This window comes from Pseudomonas sp. Xaverov 83, assembly GCF_019352905.1.
GTDB classification, from domain to species: Bacteria; Pseudomonadota; Gammaproteobacteria; order Pseudomonadales; family Pseudomonadaceae; genus Aquipseudomonas; species Aquipseudomonas yamanorum.
This window is the reverse complement of sequence record NZ_JAAAFU010000017.1, coordinates 1-18025: the sequence shown is the minus strand read 5'-3', so window position 1 is coordinate 18025 and position 18025 is coordinate 1. Positions and strand designations below refer to the sequence as shown.

The 18025-nt window shown below is 60.2% G+C and carries 14 protein-coding genes; 8 read left to right on the top strand and 6 right to left on the bottom strand.

From position 1 onward, the window contains the following. The first annotated feature begins 164 nt into the window (after positions 1–164). From ppsA to K0H47_RS07330, 8 genes are all read left to right on the top strand, one after another. Positions 165–2540: a phosphoenolpyruvate synthase gene (ppsA, locus tag K0H47_RS07365; protein ID WP_063032371.1), complete on the top strand. Its 2376-nt coding sequence runs from the start codon at positions 165–167 to the stop codon at positions 2538–2540. Between the two features lie 107 nt (positions 2541–2647). Next, a complete protein-coding gene (locus K0H47_RS07360) occupies positions 2648–3637 on the top strand; it encodes an alpha/beta fold hydrolase (RefSeq protein ID WP_219272291.1) in 990 nt (329 codons plus the stop codon). A gap of 222 nt (positions 3638–3859) precedes the next feature. Then, positions 3860–4351 carry a ribonuclease E activity regulator RraA gene (gene rraA / locus K0H47_RS07355; protein WP_093200463.1) on the top strand — a complete coding sequence of 164 codons (492 nt, stop codon included), beginning with the start codon at positions 3860–3862 and terminating at the stop codon, positions 4349–4351. 25 nt (positions 4352–4376) lie between these two features. Further along, positions 4377–5372, top strand: a complete 996-nt coding sequence (locus K0H47_RS07350; RefSeq protein WP_063032365.1) for a zinc transporter ZntB — start codon at positions 4377–4379, stop codon at positions 5370–5372. Positions 5373–5458: 86 nt separating this feature from the next. After that, on the top strand, positions 5459–5704 hold the full coding sequence (locus tag K0H47_RS07345) for a hypothetical protein (RefSeq protein WP_003215011.1): 246 nt from the start codon (positions 5459–5461) through the stop codon (positions 5702–5704). 2 nt (positions 5705–5706) lie between these two features. Then, positions 5707–6531 (top strand): mechanosensitive ion channel domain-containing protein, encoded by an 825-nt coding sequence (locus tag K0H47_RS07340; protein ID WP_008432650.1) that lies wholly within the window; start codon positions 5707–5709, stop codon positions 6529–6531. Positions 6532–6618: 87 nt separating this feature from the next. Continuing rightward, complete coding sequence (gene sigX / locus K0H47_RS07335) at positions 6619–7209, top strand: RNA polymerase sigma factor SigX (RefSeq protein ID WP_063032363.1); 591 nt, start codon at positions 6619–6621, stop codon at positions 7207–7209. Positions 7210–7316: 107 nt separating this feature from the next. Beyond that, positions 7317–8300: an OmpA family protein gene (locus tag K0H47_RS07330; RefSeq protein ID WP_201142812.1), complete on the top strand. Its 984-nt coding sequence runs from the start codon at positions 7317–7319 to the stop codon at positions 8298–8300. Between the two features lie 60 nt (positions 8301–8360). Here K0H47_RS07330 and cobA read toward each other — a convergent pair whose 3' ends face one another. The 6 genes from cobA to K0H47_RS07300 all read right to left on the bottom strand — a co-directional run bounded on the left by cobA (position 8361) and on the right by K0H47_RS07300 (position 17703). Continuing rightward, a complete protein-coding gene (cobA, locus tag K0H47_RS07325) occupies positions 8361–9104 on the bottom strand; it encodes a uroporphyrinogen-III C-methyltransferase (RefSeq protein ID WP_219272290.1) in 744 nt (247 codons plus the stop codon). 9 nt (positions 9105–9113) lie between these two features. Further along, a complete protein-coding gene (locus tag K0H47_RS07320) occupies positions 9114–11822 on the bottom strand; it encodes a nitrate reductase (RefSeq protein WP_219272288.1) in 2709 nt (902 codons plus the stop codon). Then, entirely contained in the window at positions 11822–12139 is a 318-nt protein-coding gene (gene nirD / locus K0H47_RS07315; RefSeq protein WP_063032355.1) for a nitrite reductase small subunit NirD, read from the bottom strand. Before nirD ends, K0H47_RS07320 begins: the two co-directional genes overlap by 1 nt. Further along, a complete protein-coding gene (gene nirB / locus K0H47_RS07310; RefSeq protein WP_219272287.1) occupies positions 12136–14589 on the bottom strand; it encodes a nitrite reductase large subunit NirB in 2454 nt (817 codons plus the stop codon). The genes nirD and nirB overlap by 4 nt, the downstream gene beginning before the upstream one ends. Positions 14590–14821: 232 nt before the next feature. Continuing rightward, the gene (locus K0H47_RS07305) at positions 14822–16492 is read right to left on the bottom strand and encodes a bifunctional protein-serine/threonine kinase/phosphatase (protein ID WP_219272285.1); all 1671 of its coding nucleotides are present in this window, start codon (positions 16490–16492) and stop codon (positions 14822–14824) included. Further along, entirely contained in the window at positions 16492–17703 is a 1212-nt protein-coding gene (locus K0H47_RS07300) for a NarK/NasA family nitrate transporter (RefSeq protein ID WP_093200446.1), read from the bottom strand. The genes K0H47_RS07305 and K0H47_RS07300 overlap by 1 nt, the downstream gene beginning before the upstream one ends. Positions 17704–18025 lie beyond the last annotated feature (322 nt).

Sequence of the window (18025 nt, the reverse complement as noted above, 5' to 3'; positions counted from 1 at the left end):
TTAAGCTGATGACGAATCTTGGATATGATAGGCGCGATTTTGCCGTCCCGCAGTGGGCCGCATTCTCACTTATTTTCCAGGTCCAGGCCACAAACGCCGGTAACTGCTCCTACTGAGCCGCCGGCGTCCTGAGCTTTTCCAACACAGAAAGTGGAGAGATCACCTTGGTAGAGTACGTAGTTTCCCTCGATAAGCTCGGCGTCCATGATGTAGAGCACGTAGGGGGCAAGAACGCATCCCTGGGCGAGATGATCAGTAATCTTGCGGGCGCCGGTGTATCGGTGCCAGGTGGTTTTGCCACCACCGCCCAGGCTTACCGTGATTTCCTCGAGTTGAGCGGCCTCAACGATCAGATCCACGCCGCCCTCGATGCGTTGGACGTCGATGACGTCAACGCCCTGGCCAAGACCGGTGCCCAGATCCGTCAATGGATCATGGAAGCCGAGTTCCCCGAGAAGCTCAACGCCGAGATCCGCACCGCGTTTGCCACGCTGTCGGCCGGTAACCCGGACATGGCCGTCGCCGTGCGCTCCTCGGCCACCGCCGAAGACTTGCCAGACGCCTCCTTTGCCGGCCAGCAGGAAACCTTCCTGAACATCCGCGGCGTGGAAAACGTGATCCGCGCGGCCAAGGAAGTATTTGCCTCCCTCTTTAACGATCGCGCCATTTCCTACCGCGTACACCAGGGTTTCGACCACAAGCTGGTGGCCCTGTCTGCCGGTGTGCAGCGCATGGTGCGTTCGGAAACCGGCACCGCCGGCGTGATGTTCACCCTGGACACTGAATCGGGCTTCCGCGACGTGGTGTTCATCACCGGCGCCTACGGCCTCGGCGAAACCGTCGTACAAGGCGCGGTGAACCCGGACGAATTCTACGTCCACAAACACACCCTTGAAGCCGGCCGCCCGGCCATCCTGCGCCGCAACCTGGGCAGCAAGGCGATCAAGATGATCTACGGCGACGAGGCCAAGGCCGGTCGCTCGGTGAAAACCGTTGATGTCGACAAGGCCGAACGCGCGCGTTTCTGCCTGACCGACGCCGAAGTCAGCGAGTTGGCCAAGCAAGCGATGATCATCGAGAAGCACTACAAGTGTCCGATGGACATCGAATGGGCCAAAGACGGCGACGACGGCAAGCTGTACATCGTTCAGGCCCGTCCTGAAACCGTGAAGAGCCGCACTTCGGCCAACGTCATGGAACGCTACCTGTTGAAAGAAACCGGCACCGTGCTGGTGGAAGGCCGTGCCATTGGCCAGCGCATCGGCGCCGGCAAGGTGCGGATCATCAAGGACGTGTCCGAGATGGACAAGGTCCAGCCTGGCGACGTACTGGTCTCCGACATGACCGACCCGGACTGGGAACCGGTGATGAAACGCGCCAGCGCCATCGTCACCAACCGTGGCGGGCGCACCTGCCACGCGGCGATCATCGCCCGTGAACTGGGGATTCCGGCAGTGGTGGGCTGCGGCAACGCGACCCAACTGTTGAAAGACGGCCAGGGCGTGACCGTATCCTGCGCGGAAGGCGACACCGGCTTTATCTTCGAAGGTGAGCTGGGCTTCGACATCAAGCAAAACTCCATCGACGCCATGCCGGACCTGCCGTTCAAGATCATGATGAACGTCGGCAACCCGGACCGCGCCTTCGACTTCGCGCAGTTGCCGAACGCCGGTGTGGGCCTGGCCCGCCTGGAGTTCATCATCAACCGCATGATCGGCGTGCACCCCAAGGCGTTGTTGAACTACGACGGCCTGCCGCCGGACATCAAGGAAAGCGTCGACAAGCGCATCGCCGGCTACAACGACCCGGTGGGCTTCTACGTCGAGAAACTGGTGGAAGGCATCAGCACCCTGGCGGCGGCGTTCTACCCGAAAAAGGTCATCGTGCGGCTGTCGGACTTCAAGTCCAACGAATACGCGAACCTGATCGGCGGCAAGCTCTACGAGCCGGAAGAAGAAAACCCGATGCTGGGCTTCCGTGGCGCCTCGCGTTACATCAGCGAAGCCTTCCGCGACTGCTTCGAGCTGGAATGCCGTGCTCTCAAGCGCGTGCGCAACGAAATGGGCCTGACCAACGTCGAAATCATGGTGCCGTTCGTACGCACCCTGGGTGAGGCAAGCCAAGTGGTGGACCTGCTGGCTGAAAACGGCCTGTCCCGTGGCGAGAACGGCCTGCGCGTCATCATGATGTGCGAGTTGCCGTCCAACGCCATCCTGGCCGAAGAGTTCCTGGAGTTCTTCGACGGCTTCTCCATCGGCTCCAACGACCTGACTCAGCTGACCCTGGGCCTGGACCGCGACTCGGGGATCATTGCCCACCTGTTTGACGAGCGTAACCCTGCGGTCAAGAAGCTGTTGGCCAACGCCATCCAGGCGTGCAACAAGGCTGGCAAGTACATCGGGATCTGCGGCCAAGGCCCTTCCGATCACCCGGACCTGGCCAAATGGCTGATGGAACAGGGCATCGAAAGCGTCTCGCTGAACCCCGATTCCGTACTGGAAACCTGGTTCTTCCTGGCTGAAGGCCAAACGCCGGCGTAAAACGCAGCACCCAAAAGTGCCGGTCAACCTTGCGGTTGGCCGGCATTTCTCATTCTGTACAGGGCGGAACTCCTTCCGGACGCCGCCCTTTTTTGTGCAAGAGCATTATGCAAAGCAGCAGCAACCTGTTTCCCGTCGCCTTGATCAGCGCTGAGCGTCGTGGCGACCTGAGTGAAGACGTGTATCGGCTGAAACCCGGCAACAGCCCCGACGGCACTGTCGAGCTGGCCGTGACCCGCCTGGGCCTGGCTGATGTCCCGGAAAACCGGGGCGTGCCGGTGGTTTTGTTGCACGGCAGTTTCTCCAACCGACGCTTCTGGTATTCGCCCAAGGGCATCGGCCTGGGTGCCTACCTGGCGCGCGAGGGGTTCGACGTCTGGATCCCGGAAATGCGCGGCCATGGGCTGTCCCGGCGTAATCAGGCCTATGCCAAAAATCGCGTCGCCGACTATGCGCGCTACGATTTGCCGGCTATTGCGGCCTTTGTGCGTGAGCAAAGCGGGCAGATTCCCCACTGGATCGGGCATTCCCTGGGTGGCACGACCTTGGCTGCCGCCCTGGGTGGACAGCATCTGGGCGCGCCGGCGGTGGCCTCGGTGGCGCTGTTTGGCTGCCAGGTCAGCCGCACCCATTGGCCGTTGAAACTGCCACCGGTGGAATGGACCGGCCGGCTGCTCTTGAAGCGTTTTGGCGAGTTGTCTGGCTCCCGGCTGAAACGTGGCCCAGAGGACGAGCCGGCGGGCGTTTTGATTGAAGCCATGCGCTGGAATGGTCTGTTCGGCCGTTTTGGCGAAGGGAAGCAGGACTGGTGGAAAGGCCTGGCAGATGTTGACGTGCCGCTATTGGCGGTGGGCGCTGCCGGCGATCACCAGGACCCGGACTGGGCCTGTCGCAAGCTCTTCGAACAGATCGGCTCCGAGCATCGCCAGTACCTGTGCCTGGGGCGTCAGCAAGGGTTCAGCGGGGATTTCGGGCATGTTGAGATGCTTGTCAGCAAGGCCGCACAGGCTGAGGTGTGGCCGTTAGTGAGGCGTTGGTTGAACGATCCGCTCACACCTTTGATGGAGGCGCAGTCTCAGGAACTCGCAGCAGTTTGAGCGCAAGGCTCTATCAGGGGCGTTTCGCTTGTTTGCCGTAGCGGCTAAGATATGACGCGTTGGGTGGTTCTGGTCATATTCAGTCGTGCAGTGGGTCTTGCGTTGCTGTCCGATGGGCCCGACTATTCGACCCGGATTAAAGAACCTTCACGGCAAAGCGTTTCCAGATGTAAGTAAACAGTGGGATGTTTGACACCTTCTTTCACCTACAGGAGTTTCTCGATGAACCATTACCTTACCCCCGACCTGTGCGATGCCTACCCGGAGCTGGTGCAGGTGGTTGAGCCGATGTTCAGCAATTTCGGCGGCCGAGACTCCTTTGGTGGCGAGATCGTGACCATCAAGTGCTTTGAAGACAATTCCCTGGTCAAGGAACAAGCCGAACTCAACGGCACCGGCAAGGTGCTGGTGGTCGATGGCGGTGGTTCCCTGCGCCGCGCGTTGCTGGGCGACATGATCGCCGAGAAAGCCGCGAAAAATGGCTGGGAAGGGCTGGTGATCTACGGCTGCATCCGTGATGTCGACGTGATCGCCCAAACCGACCTGGGCGTGCAGGCCCTGGCCAGCCATCCAATGAAGACTGACAAGCGCGGTATCGGCGATTTGAACGTGGCGGTGACATTCGCCGGCGTTACTTTCCGCCCAGGTGAGTACGTGTACGCTGACAATAACGGCGTGATCGTGTCCCCCAGCCCGCTGAAAATGCCTGAATAAACAGCAGTAGCCGACAGGGGTGAGGATGTTCGAGGAAGAAAACGCGCAGTGGGGGCTGGTGCATGCCCTGGTGCTGGACGGTAAAGGTGGTGCGCGTTCGATTGCCCGGACAGAGCTTGATGAGCTGCAACTGCAGCCTCAGGAAAGCCTGTGGCTGCATTGGGATCGTAGTCACCCGCAGACCCAGACCTGGTTGCGCAAATCCAGTGGCTTGAGCGAGTTCGCCTGTGACCTGCTGCTGGAGGAGAACACCCGTCCGCGCCTGTTGCCACTGCCGGACGCTGAACTGCTGCTGTTTTTACGCGGGGTGAACCTCAATCCCGGCGCCGAACCGGAAGACATGGTCTCGGTGCGGATCTTTGCCTCGGCAGCGCGGGTGATTTCCCTGCGCTTGCGCCCGTTGCGCGCCACCGACGAGTTGCTGGTGCAACTGGCGGACGGCAAGGGGCCGAAGACGTCCTCGGAACTGGTCCTTTATATGGCGCAGTACCTGACCAACAAGGTTCAGGATCTGGTCAGCGACCTGTCCGAAATCGTCGATATCGAAGAAGAAAAACTGGATGCCGACGAACGGTATACCCCGGAGCATGGCAGCGTTTTGCAGATCCGTCGGCGTGCCGCCGGGCTGAAACGTTTCCTGTCGCCGCAGCGGGATATTTTCGCGCAGTTGACCCGGATCAAGTTGCCCTGGTTCTGTGACGACGATGCTGACTACTGGAACGAATTGAACAACAGCCTGACCCGTTACCTGGAAGAGCTGGAATTGGCTCGGGAGCGCGTGGGGCTTGTGCTTGAGACCGAAGACCGGCGTTTGAGCCTGCGCATGAACCGCACCATGTACCGCTTCGGAATCATCACCGGGATCTTCCTGCCGATGAGTTTTCTCACCGGTTTGCTGGGGATCAATGTGGGGGGGATTCCGTTCTCTTCCAGCCCTTATGGATTCCTGATTGCCTGCCTGATGATGGTCTCGGTGGCGCTTGGGCAGTGGTGGTTGTTTCGACGGTTACGTTGGGTTTGAGCTGAATGTGACCTGAACATGGAAAGAGGTCATGTGACCCGAAGAATTTTACCCTCGTCTTTTAAATCACTTGCGAGAGGTCTTTTATGCACGATCCGTTCGAACAGTCTTTGCGTGACATGCTGAATGCCTCGCCGTCCAACCGGGACGACGATGCTTGCCTGGGTCGCGTTTTGAAAACCGCCAACCGCCAGGTCGGGGCGGGGGACCTGTTCGGTCTGCTTGGTCGCTGGTTGCCGGCGTTGATGATGGCCTTGAACAATGGTTCGGCCCATGTTTCACCGGTTTCCCGTCGTAAACCTCTTGCTCGCACTGCTGATAAGGCTGAATGAATATGGAACTCGATCTCTGGACTCAGAGTCTGGTAACTGCAATGACTGCGTTGTGGACCAAGGTGGCGAATTTCATTCCCAACCTGTTTGGTGCACTGGTGGTGGTGCTGCTGGGTTTCGTCGTGGCCAAGCTGCTCGACACCCTGCTCTCCAAATTGCTGGCTAAACTGGGTCTTGATCGATTGATGGGTGGTACCGGCCTGACCAAGATTCTGGGGCGTGCCGGGTTGCAGGTACCGATCTCGACATTGATCGGCAAGATCGTTTATTGGTTTGTTTTGCTGATTTTTCTGGTTTCTGCGGCTGAATCCCTTGGACTTGAGCGAGTTTCAGCTACTCTCGACATGCTGGCGCTGTATTTGCCGAAGGTATTCGGTGGCGCGCTGGTGTTACTGGTAGGGGTTTTGCTGGCACAACTGGCCAATGGCCTGGTGCGCGGTGCGGCTGAAGGCGTAGGGCTGGATTACGCCAGTGGCTTGGGTCGAATTGCCCAGGGCCTGGTGATTATTATCAGTATTTCGGTCGCGATCAGCCAGTTGGAGGTCAAAACTGACCTGCTGAACCACGTGATTGTGATTGTTTTGATTACCGTTGGTCTGGCCGTTGCGCTGGCCATGGGGTTGGGAAGCCGGGAAATTGCCGGGCAGATTCTTGCGGGAATCTATGTGCGTGAGCTATATCAGGTTGGGCAACAAGTGCGTGTGGGCGAGGTCGAAGGGCAGATCGAGGAGATCGGCACGGTCAAGACGACAGTGCTGACGGATGATGGCGAACTGGTGTCGCTTTCAAACCGGATCTTGCTGGAACAGCATGTGACTAGCCGCTAACCCGGCGAATCCTGCTAATGTACGCCGCCGCGAACCTGGGTATCCAGGCTGTGGCGGACATTGACCTGACTGTCGGCACGATTTGTTTTGAATAAAGCCCAAACGCTGTCCACGCGCTATGACCCCCGTGAGCTCTCTGATGAGGAGTTGGTCGCGCGCTCGCACACGGAGCTGTTTCACGTAACACGCGCGTATGAAGAATTGATGCGCAGGTATCAACGCACTCTGTTCAACGTTTGTTCAAGGTATTTAGGGAACGATAGAGATGCGGATGATGTCTGTCAGGAAGTGATGCTCAAGGTGCTATACGGCCTGAAGAACTTCGAGGGCAAATCGAAGTTCAAGACATGGCTCTACAGCATCACGTACAACGAGTGCATCACGCAGTATCGGAAGGAACGGCGAAAGCGTCGCTTGATGGACGCTTTGAGTCTGGACCCCCTTGAGGAAGCGTCTGAAGAGAAGACGCCAACCTCGGAAGAAAAGGGCGGACTCGATCGCTGGTTGGTGCATGTGAATCCGATTGACCGGGAAATTCTGGTGCTACGATTTGTCGCAGAGCTGGAGTTTCAGGAAATCGCTGACATCATGCATATGGGTTTGAGTGCTACAAAAATGCGTTACAAACGCGCTCTTGATAAATTACGTGAGAAATTTGCGGGCAGTACTGAAACTTAGTGCGTGGCAAATATCTCTTACGTGTAGGCAAGTTCTGTTAGACTTGTCGCCGAGTTGTCCCCCGGTATGTGGGACTGCTTTACAATCACCAGATGGGGATTTAACGGATGAAACTGAAAAACACCTTGGGCTTGGCCATTGGTACTCTTATTGCTGCTACTTCCTTCGGCGCTCTGGCACAAGGTCAAGGCGCAGTTGAAGGCCAGCTGTTCTACAAAAAGCAGTTCAACGATAGCGTCAAGCATATCGAAGACGGCTACAATCCTGGCGCAAGCATCGGTTACTTCCTGACCGACGACGTGTCGATCAACCTGAACTACGACACTACCAACCACACCCGTTCGAACGACGGTACTGGCAACCAGAAGATCAAAGGTGATACCGGCAGCGTTACTGCCCAGTACCACTTCGGTCAAGCTGGCGTCGACTCCCTGCGTCCATACGTAGAGGGCGGTTTCGGCCACCAGAGCCGTACCAACGTACAGGCTGATGGTCACAGCGGTCGCGATCAGTCGACTCTGGCTATCGCTGGCGCTGGTGTGAAGTACTACTTCACCGACAACCTGTTCGCACGTGCTGGCGTTGAAGCTGACTACGCTATCGACAACGGCAAGTGGGACTACTCCGCACTGGTTGGCCTGGGCGTAAACTTCGGCGGCAACGCTGGTAAAACTGCTCCAGCTCCTACCCCAGCACCAGCTCCAGAGCCAGTTCCAGAGCCAGAAGCTCCGGTTGCTCAGGTTGTTCGTGTTGAGCTGGACGTGAAGTTCGACTTCGACAAGTCGGTTGTTAAGCCTAACAGCTACGGCGACGTGAAAAACCTCGCTGACTTCATGAAACAGTACCCACAAACCACCACCGTTGTTGAAGGTCACACTGACTCCGTCGGTCCTGACGCTTACAACCAGAAGCTGTCCCAGCGTCGTGCTGACGCTGTTAAGCAAGTCCTGGTCAAAGACGGTATTGCTCCTAACCGTGTAAGCTCGGTTGGTTATGGCAAATCCCGCCCAGTTGCTGACAACGCAACTGAAGCTGGCCGTGCTATCAACCGTCGCGTAGAAGCCTCGGTAGAAGCACAAGCAGCTCAGTAATTACTGAGTTGTAGAAAAAAGCCCGGCTTAGGCCGGGCTTTTTTTCGCCTGCAATTTACCTCAGGCGGTGGCGCTGGCCAGGGCCTCAACCGCTTGTGTCGCCTGGGCAACCCGGCCAATCACCAGGATCGCCGGGCTCTTGAGCGCAAATTCGTGCGCATCTTCCTGCATCCGGGCAAGACTGCTGCGGCACTCACGCTGATGTGGCAACGAGGCGTTTTCAATCATCGCCACCGGCATGTCATCGCTCATGCCACCTTCCAGCAACTGCTGGCGAATCTCCCCCAGCTTCGCCACCCCCATATAGATCACCAGCGTCGTGCCGCCCTCGGCCAGTGCCCGCCAATTGATGCTGCTGTCGTCCTGAGTGTGGGCCGTAACCAGCGTGACGCCTCGGCTGACACCCCGCAACGTCAGCGGGATATCACAGTTCGTCGCCCCGGCCAGCCCCGCAGTAATGCCGTTGACCAACTCCACTTCCACCCCTTGCTGCCTGAGCCACGTCGCTTCTTCGCCGCCGCGACCGAAAATGCACGGATCGCCACCCTTGAGCCGCACCACGCATTTGCCTTGTCGGGCATAGCGCAACATCAGGCGATGGATAAACGCCTGCGGCGTGGAACGACAGCCGCCGCGCTTACCCACGGTGATCAGCCGTGCAGTGGGGCAATGCTCCAGTAGCGCCGGGTTGACCAGGTCATCAATCAGCACCACATCGGCTTCCCGCAGGGCTCTCACCGCTTTGAGTGTCAGCAACTCCGGATCGCCGGGACCTGCGCCCACCAGCCAGACTTTTGCGCTCATATGCTTCCCTCACACTGTGATCGCGATTGGCTGCGTGCCGCTCGCCAATAGCCGTTTGATTTCCGGCACACAGGAGCCGCATTGCGTACCGCAACCCAACTCCTGCTTCAGCCCATTCAGGTCCAGGCCCCGGGCAATGCCGGCGCAGACCGCGTTTTCGCTGACGTTCTTGCAGTTGCACAATGTCTTGTTGCTGGTGGAACCACCCCCCGGTGGCGCACTCAATGGCGCCAGCAGCCAACGTCGTAACGTGTCATCGGTGCGGCCTTCCAGCCACAGGCTTTGCAACCAGTGGCGAGCCAGGGTTTCGCCGGCCAGGCGGATTGCGGTGATACGGCCCTTTTCAATTTTTACCCGCTTGCCAATGGAGCGCCGCGGGTCGTCGTAGGCCATGACCGGACCGTCATTGAGGCCCAGCAACTGGTCAATCTGCTTGAGCAGCTCAAGTGCAGGCGCCTCGTGATGCGCCGCACGAATCAGCAGGGCAGGCCGCTCGCGCCCGGTCAGGCTCAGGCTGACGTAGGCAAAGCCCTCACATAGCGGTCGCAATGCTTCGAAGTGTTGCTGCACATCGCCCTCGATCAGCGCAAACAAGTGCCAGGCCAGTTGCACCGCCTCCAGGCGCACGCCGCTATGTTTGAGCTCCGGCTGCTTGGACAGCGGATCGAACGCCGGCTGGGTGAGCGCATTCACACCGCCTTTGAGAAAGCGGTCGCCCCAGTGCATCGGCAGGAACGCCTGACCGGGACGCACGCTGTCATCACTGCCGACGGCGACAATCACGCTGCCGCGCCGACTTTTCAGGTTGATCAGGTCGCCTTCCTTCAAACGATGCCGGCGCAGCTCGTCCGGGTGCAGGCTGAGCAACGCTTCACTGACATGCCCGAACAGCTGCGCAGCGGTACCAGTGCGGCTCATGCCATGCCATTGGTCTCGAAGGCGCCCGGTGATCAGGGTCAGAGGGAAGCGCGCGTCACGCTGCTCCTTGGCGGCGCGATAAGGGTCGGCGATAAAGTGCGCCCGGCCAGTCTCCGTAGGGAAAATCCCGTCGGTGTACAGCCGTGGTGTTCCGCTCACCGCGTCGGCCGGGAAGGGCCATTGCTGGGGGCCGATCCGGTCCAGCAGGGCGTGACTGATACCCGAGAGGTCCAAGTCGCGCCCACAGGTCAGCAATTTGTATTCATCAAAGATCTGCGCCGGTTGCTCAAAGGCAAAAAGACCCGGTTTTCCGGGACGAAGACGCCGCTCCAGGCGCTGGGCAAAATCCACGGTGATTGCCCAGTCCGGCCGCGCCTCTCCTGGTGGGACGATGGCCTGCCGGACGTGGGAAATGCGCCGTTCAGAGTTGGTGACCGTCCCTTCTTTCTCGCCCCAGCTCGCTGCGGGCAACAACAGGTCGGCGAAACGCGCTGTCTCGGTTGTACGAAAGGCTTCCTGTAGCACCACGAACGGACATGCCTCCAAGGCCTGGCGTACGGTGTTCTGGTCGGGCAGGGATTGTGCGGGGTTGGTGCAGGCGATCCACAGGGCCTTGATCTTGCCAGCCTGCATCTGTTCAAACAGTTCGATGGCTGTGAGCCCGGTGCTGGCGGGAAGTTGTTCTACACCCCAATACGCAGCCACTTCTGCCCGATGTTCAGGATTGGCAGCCTCGCGATGGCCCGGCAACAGATTCGACAAGCTTCCTGTTTCCCGTCCACCCATGGCATTCGGCTGACCCGTCAGGGAGAAAGGTCCACAGCCAGGACGGCCGATGGTGCCGGTCGCCAAATGCAGGTTAATCAGCGCACTGTTCTTTGCGCTGCCTGCGGTGGACTGGTTCAGCCCCATGCACCACAACGACAGGAAGCTCGCCGAGGTGCCGACCCATTCTGCGCACAGCCGCAATTGCTCGACACTGATCCCGCACAGCTGCGTAACCATCTGCGGCGTGTAGTCGTGAACCAGGCGTTTGAGCTCCACCAGGCCGTTGGTGTGGGCCTGGATAAAGTCGCGGTCGATCCAGTCTTCCCACAACAACAGGTGCAAGATCCCATGGAACAACGCGACATCCGTACCCGGCAGGATCGCCAGGTGCAGGTCCGCCAGGTCGCAGGTGTCGGTGCGCCGGGGATCAATCACCACCACCTTCATCTGTGGCCGACGAGCCTTGGCTTCCTCCAGGCGTCGGAACAACACCGGATGTGCGTAGGCCATGTTACTGCCGACGATCATCACGCAGTCGCTCGACTCCAGGTCCTCATAACTGCAGGGCGGCGCATCAGCCCCCAGGCTGCGCTTGTAGCCGACCACCGCCGAAGACATGCACAGCCGCGAGTTGCTGTCGATATTGTTGGTGCCCACCAGCGCTCGCGCGAGTTTGTTGAAGCTGTAGTAATCCTCGGTCAGCAATTGCCCGGAGATATAGAACGCCACGCTGTCCGGCCCGTGTTCGGCGATGGTTTCGGCGAACACATTGGCCGCGTGCTCCAGGGCGGTGTCCCAGTCCGTGCGGGTACGGGCCAGGCCCTTGCCGAGTCGCAGTTCCGGGTACAACGCACGGGCCGTAAGGTCCCCGGTGAGGTGCAGGCTGGAACCCTTGCTGCACAATTTTCCGAAGTTGGCCGGATGGCTCGGATCGCCACTGACACCGAGAATTTGCGAGCCATCATGTTCGATCAGCACGCCGCAACCGACCCCGCAGTAGCAGCAGGTGGACGCGGTGGTCTGGCGGTTCATCAACCGGCGTCCCGCAGCGCCAGCATCACCCGGCCGTTTTCCACGCGGGCCGGGTGGTGATGGGCGCAGCCGACGTCCGGTGCCTGGGCTTCACCGGATTCCAGGTCGATCTGCCAATTATGCAGCGGGCAGGCGACGCGCTTGCCGTAGATCAAACCCTGGGACAGTGGGCCGCCCTTGTGGGGGCAGCGGTCGTCGAGGGCGAAAACTTCGTCGTCACTGGTACGAAAAATCGCGATGTCGCCTTTGGGCCCGGTGATGATGCGCGAACCCAGGGCGTTGATTTCTTCGAGGGCGCAGATATCCAGCCAGTTCATGCCGGCACCTCCAGCAGTTTGACGGGGATGGTGTCGAATTCCTTTTTCAGCAGTGGCTGTTCCAGGCGTTCTTTCCACGGGTCTTGTTCGAACGACAGGGAGAATTGCAGGCGTTCGTTAAGCGCCTGACGCCGCGCCGGGTCTTCCAGTACGGCCTTCTTGATGTGCTCCATACCCACCCGTTGCAAGTAGTGCACGGTGCGCTCCAGGTAGAAGGCTTCTTCCCGGTAGAGCTGTAGGAAAGCGCCGTTGTATTCGCGCACTTCTTCGGCGGTTTTCAGCTTCACGAAGAACTCGGCCACTTCGGTCTTGATCCCGCCGTTACCGCCGATGTACATCTCCCAGCCGGAGTCGACGCCGATAATTCCCACGTCCTTGATCCCCGCTTCCGAGCAGTTGCGCGGACAGCCGGACACTGCCAGTTTCACCTTGTGGGGCGACCACATATTGAACAGGTCATGTTCCAGCTCAATCCCCAGCTGTGTGGAATTCTGCGTACCAAAGCGGCAGAACTCGCTGCCCACGCAGGTCTTCACGGTGCGGATGGATTTGCCGTAGGCATGGCCGGACGGCATGTCGAGATCCTTCCATACACCGGGCAAGTCCTGCTTCTTGATGCCCAGCAAGTCGATACGCTGCCCGCCGGTGACCTTGACCATCGGCACGTTGTACTTGTCGGCCACATCAGCGATGCGCCGCAGTTCTGACGGATTGGTCACACCGCCCCACATCCTCGGGACTACCGAGTAGGTGCCATCTTTCTGAATATTGGCGTGGGCCCGCTCGTTGATCAGGCGCGATTGCGGGTCGTCTTTCGCCTCGCCGGGCCAAGTGGAAATCAGGTAATAGTTGAGTGCCGGGCGGCAGGTGGCGCAGCCGTTCGGGGTGCGCCAATTCAGGTAGCTCATGGTGCTGGCGATGGTCAGCAGGTGCTGGTCGCGGATGGCCTGGCGGATTTGCCCGTGGTTGAGGTCGCTGCAGCCGCAGATGGCTTTTTCGCTTTTCGGTTTGACGTCGGCAGCGCCGCCCACGGTGTTGATCAGGATCTGTTCCACCAAACCGGCGCAAGAGCCGCAGGAGCTGGCGGCCTTGGTGTGCTTCTTCACGTCGTCGACGCTGAACAGCCCATGTTCCTGAATCGCCTTGACGATGGTGCCCTTGCACACGCCGTTGCAGCCGCAGACTTCAGCGCTGTCGGCCATGCTCATCGCCTTGTCCTGGCCCTGGTGGCCTACATCGCCAATGGCGTTTTCGCCGAACATAAGGTGATCACGAATCTCGCCAATGGCGTGGTTCTCACGAATCTGCCGGAAATACCAACCGCCGTCAGCGGTGTCGCCGTACAGGCAGGCGCCGACGAGAATGTCGTCCTTGATCACCAGCTTCTTGTAGACGCCTCCAATCGGGTCGGAAAGGGTGATGGTTTCCATGCCTTCGCCGCCCATGAAATCCCCGGCGGAGAACAGGTCGATGCCGGTGACTTTCAATTTGGTGGAGGTCACCGAACCCTGGTATCGCGCGAAACCCAACTGAGCGAGGTGGTTGGCGCAGACCTTGGCCTGCTCGAACAGAGGTGCCACCAGGCCATAGGCGATCCCGCGATGGCTGGCGCATTCGCCGATGGCATAGATGCGCGGGTCGTAGGTTTGCAGGGTGTCGTTGACCAGAATCCCGCGGTTGCACGGGATGCCGGATTTTTCCGCGAGTTCGGTGTTGGGGCGGATGCCCGCAGCCATCACCACCAGGTCGGCGGGGATCACATCGCCATTCTTGAATTGCACCGAGCCGACGCGACCGTTGCCGGCATCATGCAAGGCCTGGGTCTGTTCCTGCAGGCGGAACACCAGGCCGCGGCTTTCCAGTTCGGTTTGCAGCAACTGGCCGCTGGTCTTGTCCAGTTGCCGCTCCAACAGCCACTCGCCGATGTGCACCACGGTCACGTGCATACCGCGCAGCATCAGGCCGTTGGCCGCCTCCAGCCCCAGCAGCCCGCCGCCGATCACCACTGCGTGCTTGTGGGTTTTGGCGGTGTTGATCATGGCTTGGGTGTCGGCGATGTCGCGGTAGCCGATCACACCCTGCAACGTATTGCCGGGGATCGGCAGGATAAACGGCGTGGAGCCGGTGGCGATCAGCAGGCGATCGTACTCGGCCTCGCTGCCGTCTTCGGCGATGACCTTGCGTTTGACCCGGTCGATCTGCACCACTTTGCGGTTGAGCAGCAACTTGATGTTGTTATCGAGGTACCAGCTCAAATCGTTGAGCACGATCTCTTCGAAGGTCTGCTCACCGGCCAGCACCGGCGAGAGCAGGATGCGGTTGTAATTGGTGTGAGGCTCGGCGCCGAAGACGGTGATGTCGTACAGGTCGCTGCTCAGCTTGAGCAATTCTTCAAGGGTGCGAACCCCGGCCATGCCGTTGCCGATCATCACCAGTTTGAGTTTCTTCATGTCGTTCTCCGCAGTGGCTCGACAAATCGTGCGCAACAAAAAAAGGCGTCCCCGCTAGGTAAGTAGCGAGGACGCCTTTGTCCTGGTCCCGTTCTCTCGGGAAGCGCGACCTTCGACGTTGAAGGTGCGGCTATATGTGTGTTGATGGAAAAGTTAATGCAGTGGTTGTGCCAAGTGGCGGTTTGGCCGGATTTGTTTGGTCTGGCGGAGATGTCTCGAGATATTTCGCCTCTTAGTTGTGCAGCAGCCAGTACAACAGCACCAGATTGATCAGCAGCGACAGCACGGCCAACGTCTGCCAGACCTTCAGCGGTTCGCGTTCCAGCAGCGGTTTTGGCCGAATGCTCAACTCACGGCGGTCCGCCTGCTCTAACACCAGCAACCATTCCTCGGCGGTTTCATAACGTTGCTCGGGTTGCGCGGCGACCGCGCGCTCCAGACTTTGTTGCAGCCAGTCGGGCAGGTCGGGGCGGTAACGACTGGCGCTGACCGGCGCGGTGAACCTGGGGCGTTGGAAAGCTTCGATTTCGCCGTAGGGATAATGCCCGGTGAGCAGGTAATACAAGGTCACCCCGACGCTATACAAATCCTGTTGCGGGGTAGGGCGTTCGCCGTTGAAGGCTTCCGGGGCGATAAAGCTCGGCGTGCCAGGCAGCAGGTGCGCGCGATCCTCGGAAAGCCCGGGGCAGTAGGCCAGGCCGAAGTCCAGCACGCGCAATTCGCCGTCTTCCCCCAGCAGCAGGTTTTCCGGCTTGATGTCACGGTGCAGGATTTGTCGGCGGTGCAGCATCCCGATGGCACGCAACTGGCGCTCGGCCAGGGACTGCCACTGCGCCAAGGGCAATGGGCCCTGGTGCTTGAACAATTCGGCCAGGGTTTGCCCGGCGTATTCACGCATCACGTAGTACAAATGCTGGCGACCACTGGCCGGATGGACTTCAGGAAACGCACGGCCGGCGACCCGACGCAGGAACCATTCCTCCGACAGCAATGCCTGGGCGGCGAATACGTCATCGTCGTGGCTGACCGGCAAGGTCTTCAGCAGCCACGCCTGTTGCTGGGCATCGCGTACCCGGTAGAGCAGGGATTGGCGACTTTGCCCCAGCAGCGCTTCCACCTGCCAGCCTTCGAAGCGCTGTCCGACTTTCAGGGGCGGCGGCAGCGGCCATTGCTGCAGCTGCACCAGTGCATCACCCAGGGTGGCAGCGCCGAGCTGGTCGACGCGCACCAGCAGGGCACTGGCATTGTCCTGGCTGCCCGCCAGATGCGCGGTGCTGACCAAGGTGTTGACCACGAGGTTCAGATCCGACTGTTCCCGCAGGATTGCGCTGATGCGGTTGTCATCCAGGGTTGCCCACACGCCGTCGCTGAGCAGTAGAAAACACTCACCTGCCCGCAACTCGCCGTCGAGGAAATCCAGTACCAGATGCTGATCCAGGCCCATGGCGCGCTTGAGCACATGCTGCATGCCCGGTTGCTCCCACACGTGTTCTTCGCTGAGGCGTTGCAGCTTGCCATCGAGCCAGCGATACACCCGGCAATCACCCACATGGGCCAGGGTGAAACGCTGGCCGCGAAATACCAGAGCGCTCAGGGTAGTCAGCAACGGCTGGCCGCCGCCGTTGGCTTGCAGCCAGCGATTCTGTGCCACCAGCAAGCGTTCCAGCGCCTGGGCCACGCCCCAGGTTTGCGGCGTGGCGTAGTAGTCCAGCGCCAGGGCTTGCAAGGTCGAACGAGCAGCCAGTCCGCCATCGGCGCATTGGCTGACGCCGTCTGCGATGGCGCACAGGTAGCCTTTGCTGGCGGCCAGCTCCGGGGCCGGCGTGACCAGGCGCAAGGCGTCCTGGTTTTCCTGCCGAGGGCCGGTGGCGCTGGCTTGGGCGAAGCTCAGTTGCAGGCTCATCAGACCCGGGCAGCCGTCACCGCTGCCGAGCCCCAGGTGGTTCTCCAGCGACGCTTGACGCCGTACAGGCCGAACCACGCCAGCACGCCCAGGCTGGCGAACAACCACAGTGCCAGTTGATAGCTGCCGGTGCTTTGCTTGATCGCACCCATGCCCGCCGCCAGGGCGAAACCGCCGATGCCGCCGGCCATGCCGATCAGCCCGGTCATCACACCAATCTCCCGATGAAAACGCTGGGGCACCAGTTGGAACACTGCGCCGTTACCCGCACCCAAACCGAGCATGGTGCAGACGAATAGCGCCAGGGCGGCGTAGGAACTTGGCAGGTTGAAACCCACCGCCGCGATGCAGATCGCGGCCACGCCGTACATGCCGAGCAGGGTGCGAATCCCGCCGAAACGGTCGGCCAGGGCGCCGCCCAAAGGCCGCATCAGGCTACCGCCGAACACACAGGCGGCGGTGTAGTAACCGGCGGTGACCGGGCTCAAGCCGTATTGGTCGTTGAAGTAGCCGGGCAGGGCGCTGGCCAGGCCGATAAAACCGCCGAAGGTCACGCTGTAGAAGAACATGAACCACCAACTGTCGCGGTCGCCCAGGGCCTTGAAGTAATCGGCCATGGACTTGGCTTTGGGCCGTTGTGGGGCATTGCGGGCGAGCCAGGCGAAGACGATCAGGGTCAGGATCAGCGGGATCAGCGCAAAGCCGAACACATTGCTCCAGCCAAACGCGGCGGCCAGGACGGGGGCCAGCAAGGCTGCGAATACCGTACCGGAGTTGCCGGCGCCGGCGATCCCCATGGCCTTGCCCTGATGCTCGGCGGGGTACCACTGGGACGCCAGGGGCAGCGCGACGGCGAACGAGGCGCCGGCCATGCCGAGGAACATGCCCAGCAGCAGGGCTTGTTCGTAACTGTGAATCCCGAGTTTCCAGGCGCCGAAGAGGGCGCAGATGACGATCACCTGACCAATCAGGCCTGCGGTCTTGGGGGAGAGCTTGTCGGCGAGCATGCCCATCAGGAAGCGCAGCACTGCGCCGGCGAGGATCGGCGTGGCGACCACTAGGCCGCGTTGTTGGGTGGTGAGGTGCAGGTCGGCGGCGATTTGCACCGCCAGTGGGCCTAACAGGTACCAGACCATGAAACTCAGGTCGAAATACAGGAACGCGGCGAACAGGGTTGGGGTGTGGCCGGATTTCCAGAAGCTTGATTTCATCACGCACCTCAGCGGTAAAGGGGTCTTATGAGAAGGCCTGGTGATGGAACGGCTGTGGCCGCCCCACCGGCCCCGGGCTATGGGGCCAAAACGAAAAAACGCCGCCACCGGGTTCGCGAGGGCAAACCGGGTGTGCGACGTCTTTGTCGTGGAGGGGGCAACCGCCGTTGGCTACCTGTGGGGATTCTTTAGCAAGAGGTGGGCCAACAGGGGTTGGGTTTTGTGTACATATCCGTTGCTGCGGTAACGGCTACTTATGGTTCCGCTCTTACAGCGGGTCACTTTTGGCAAACGCCCCAAAAGTAACCAAAAGGTCTTTGCC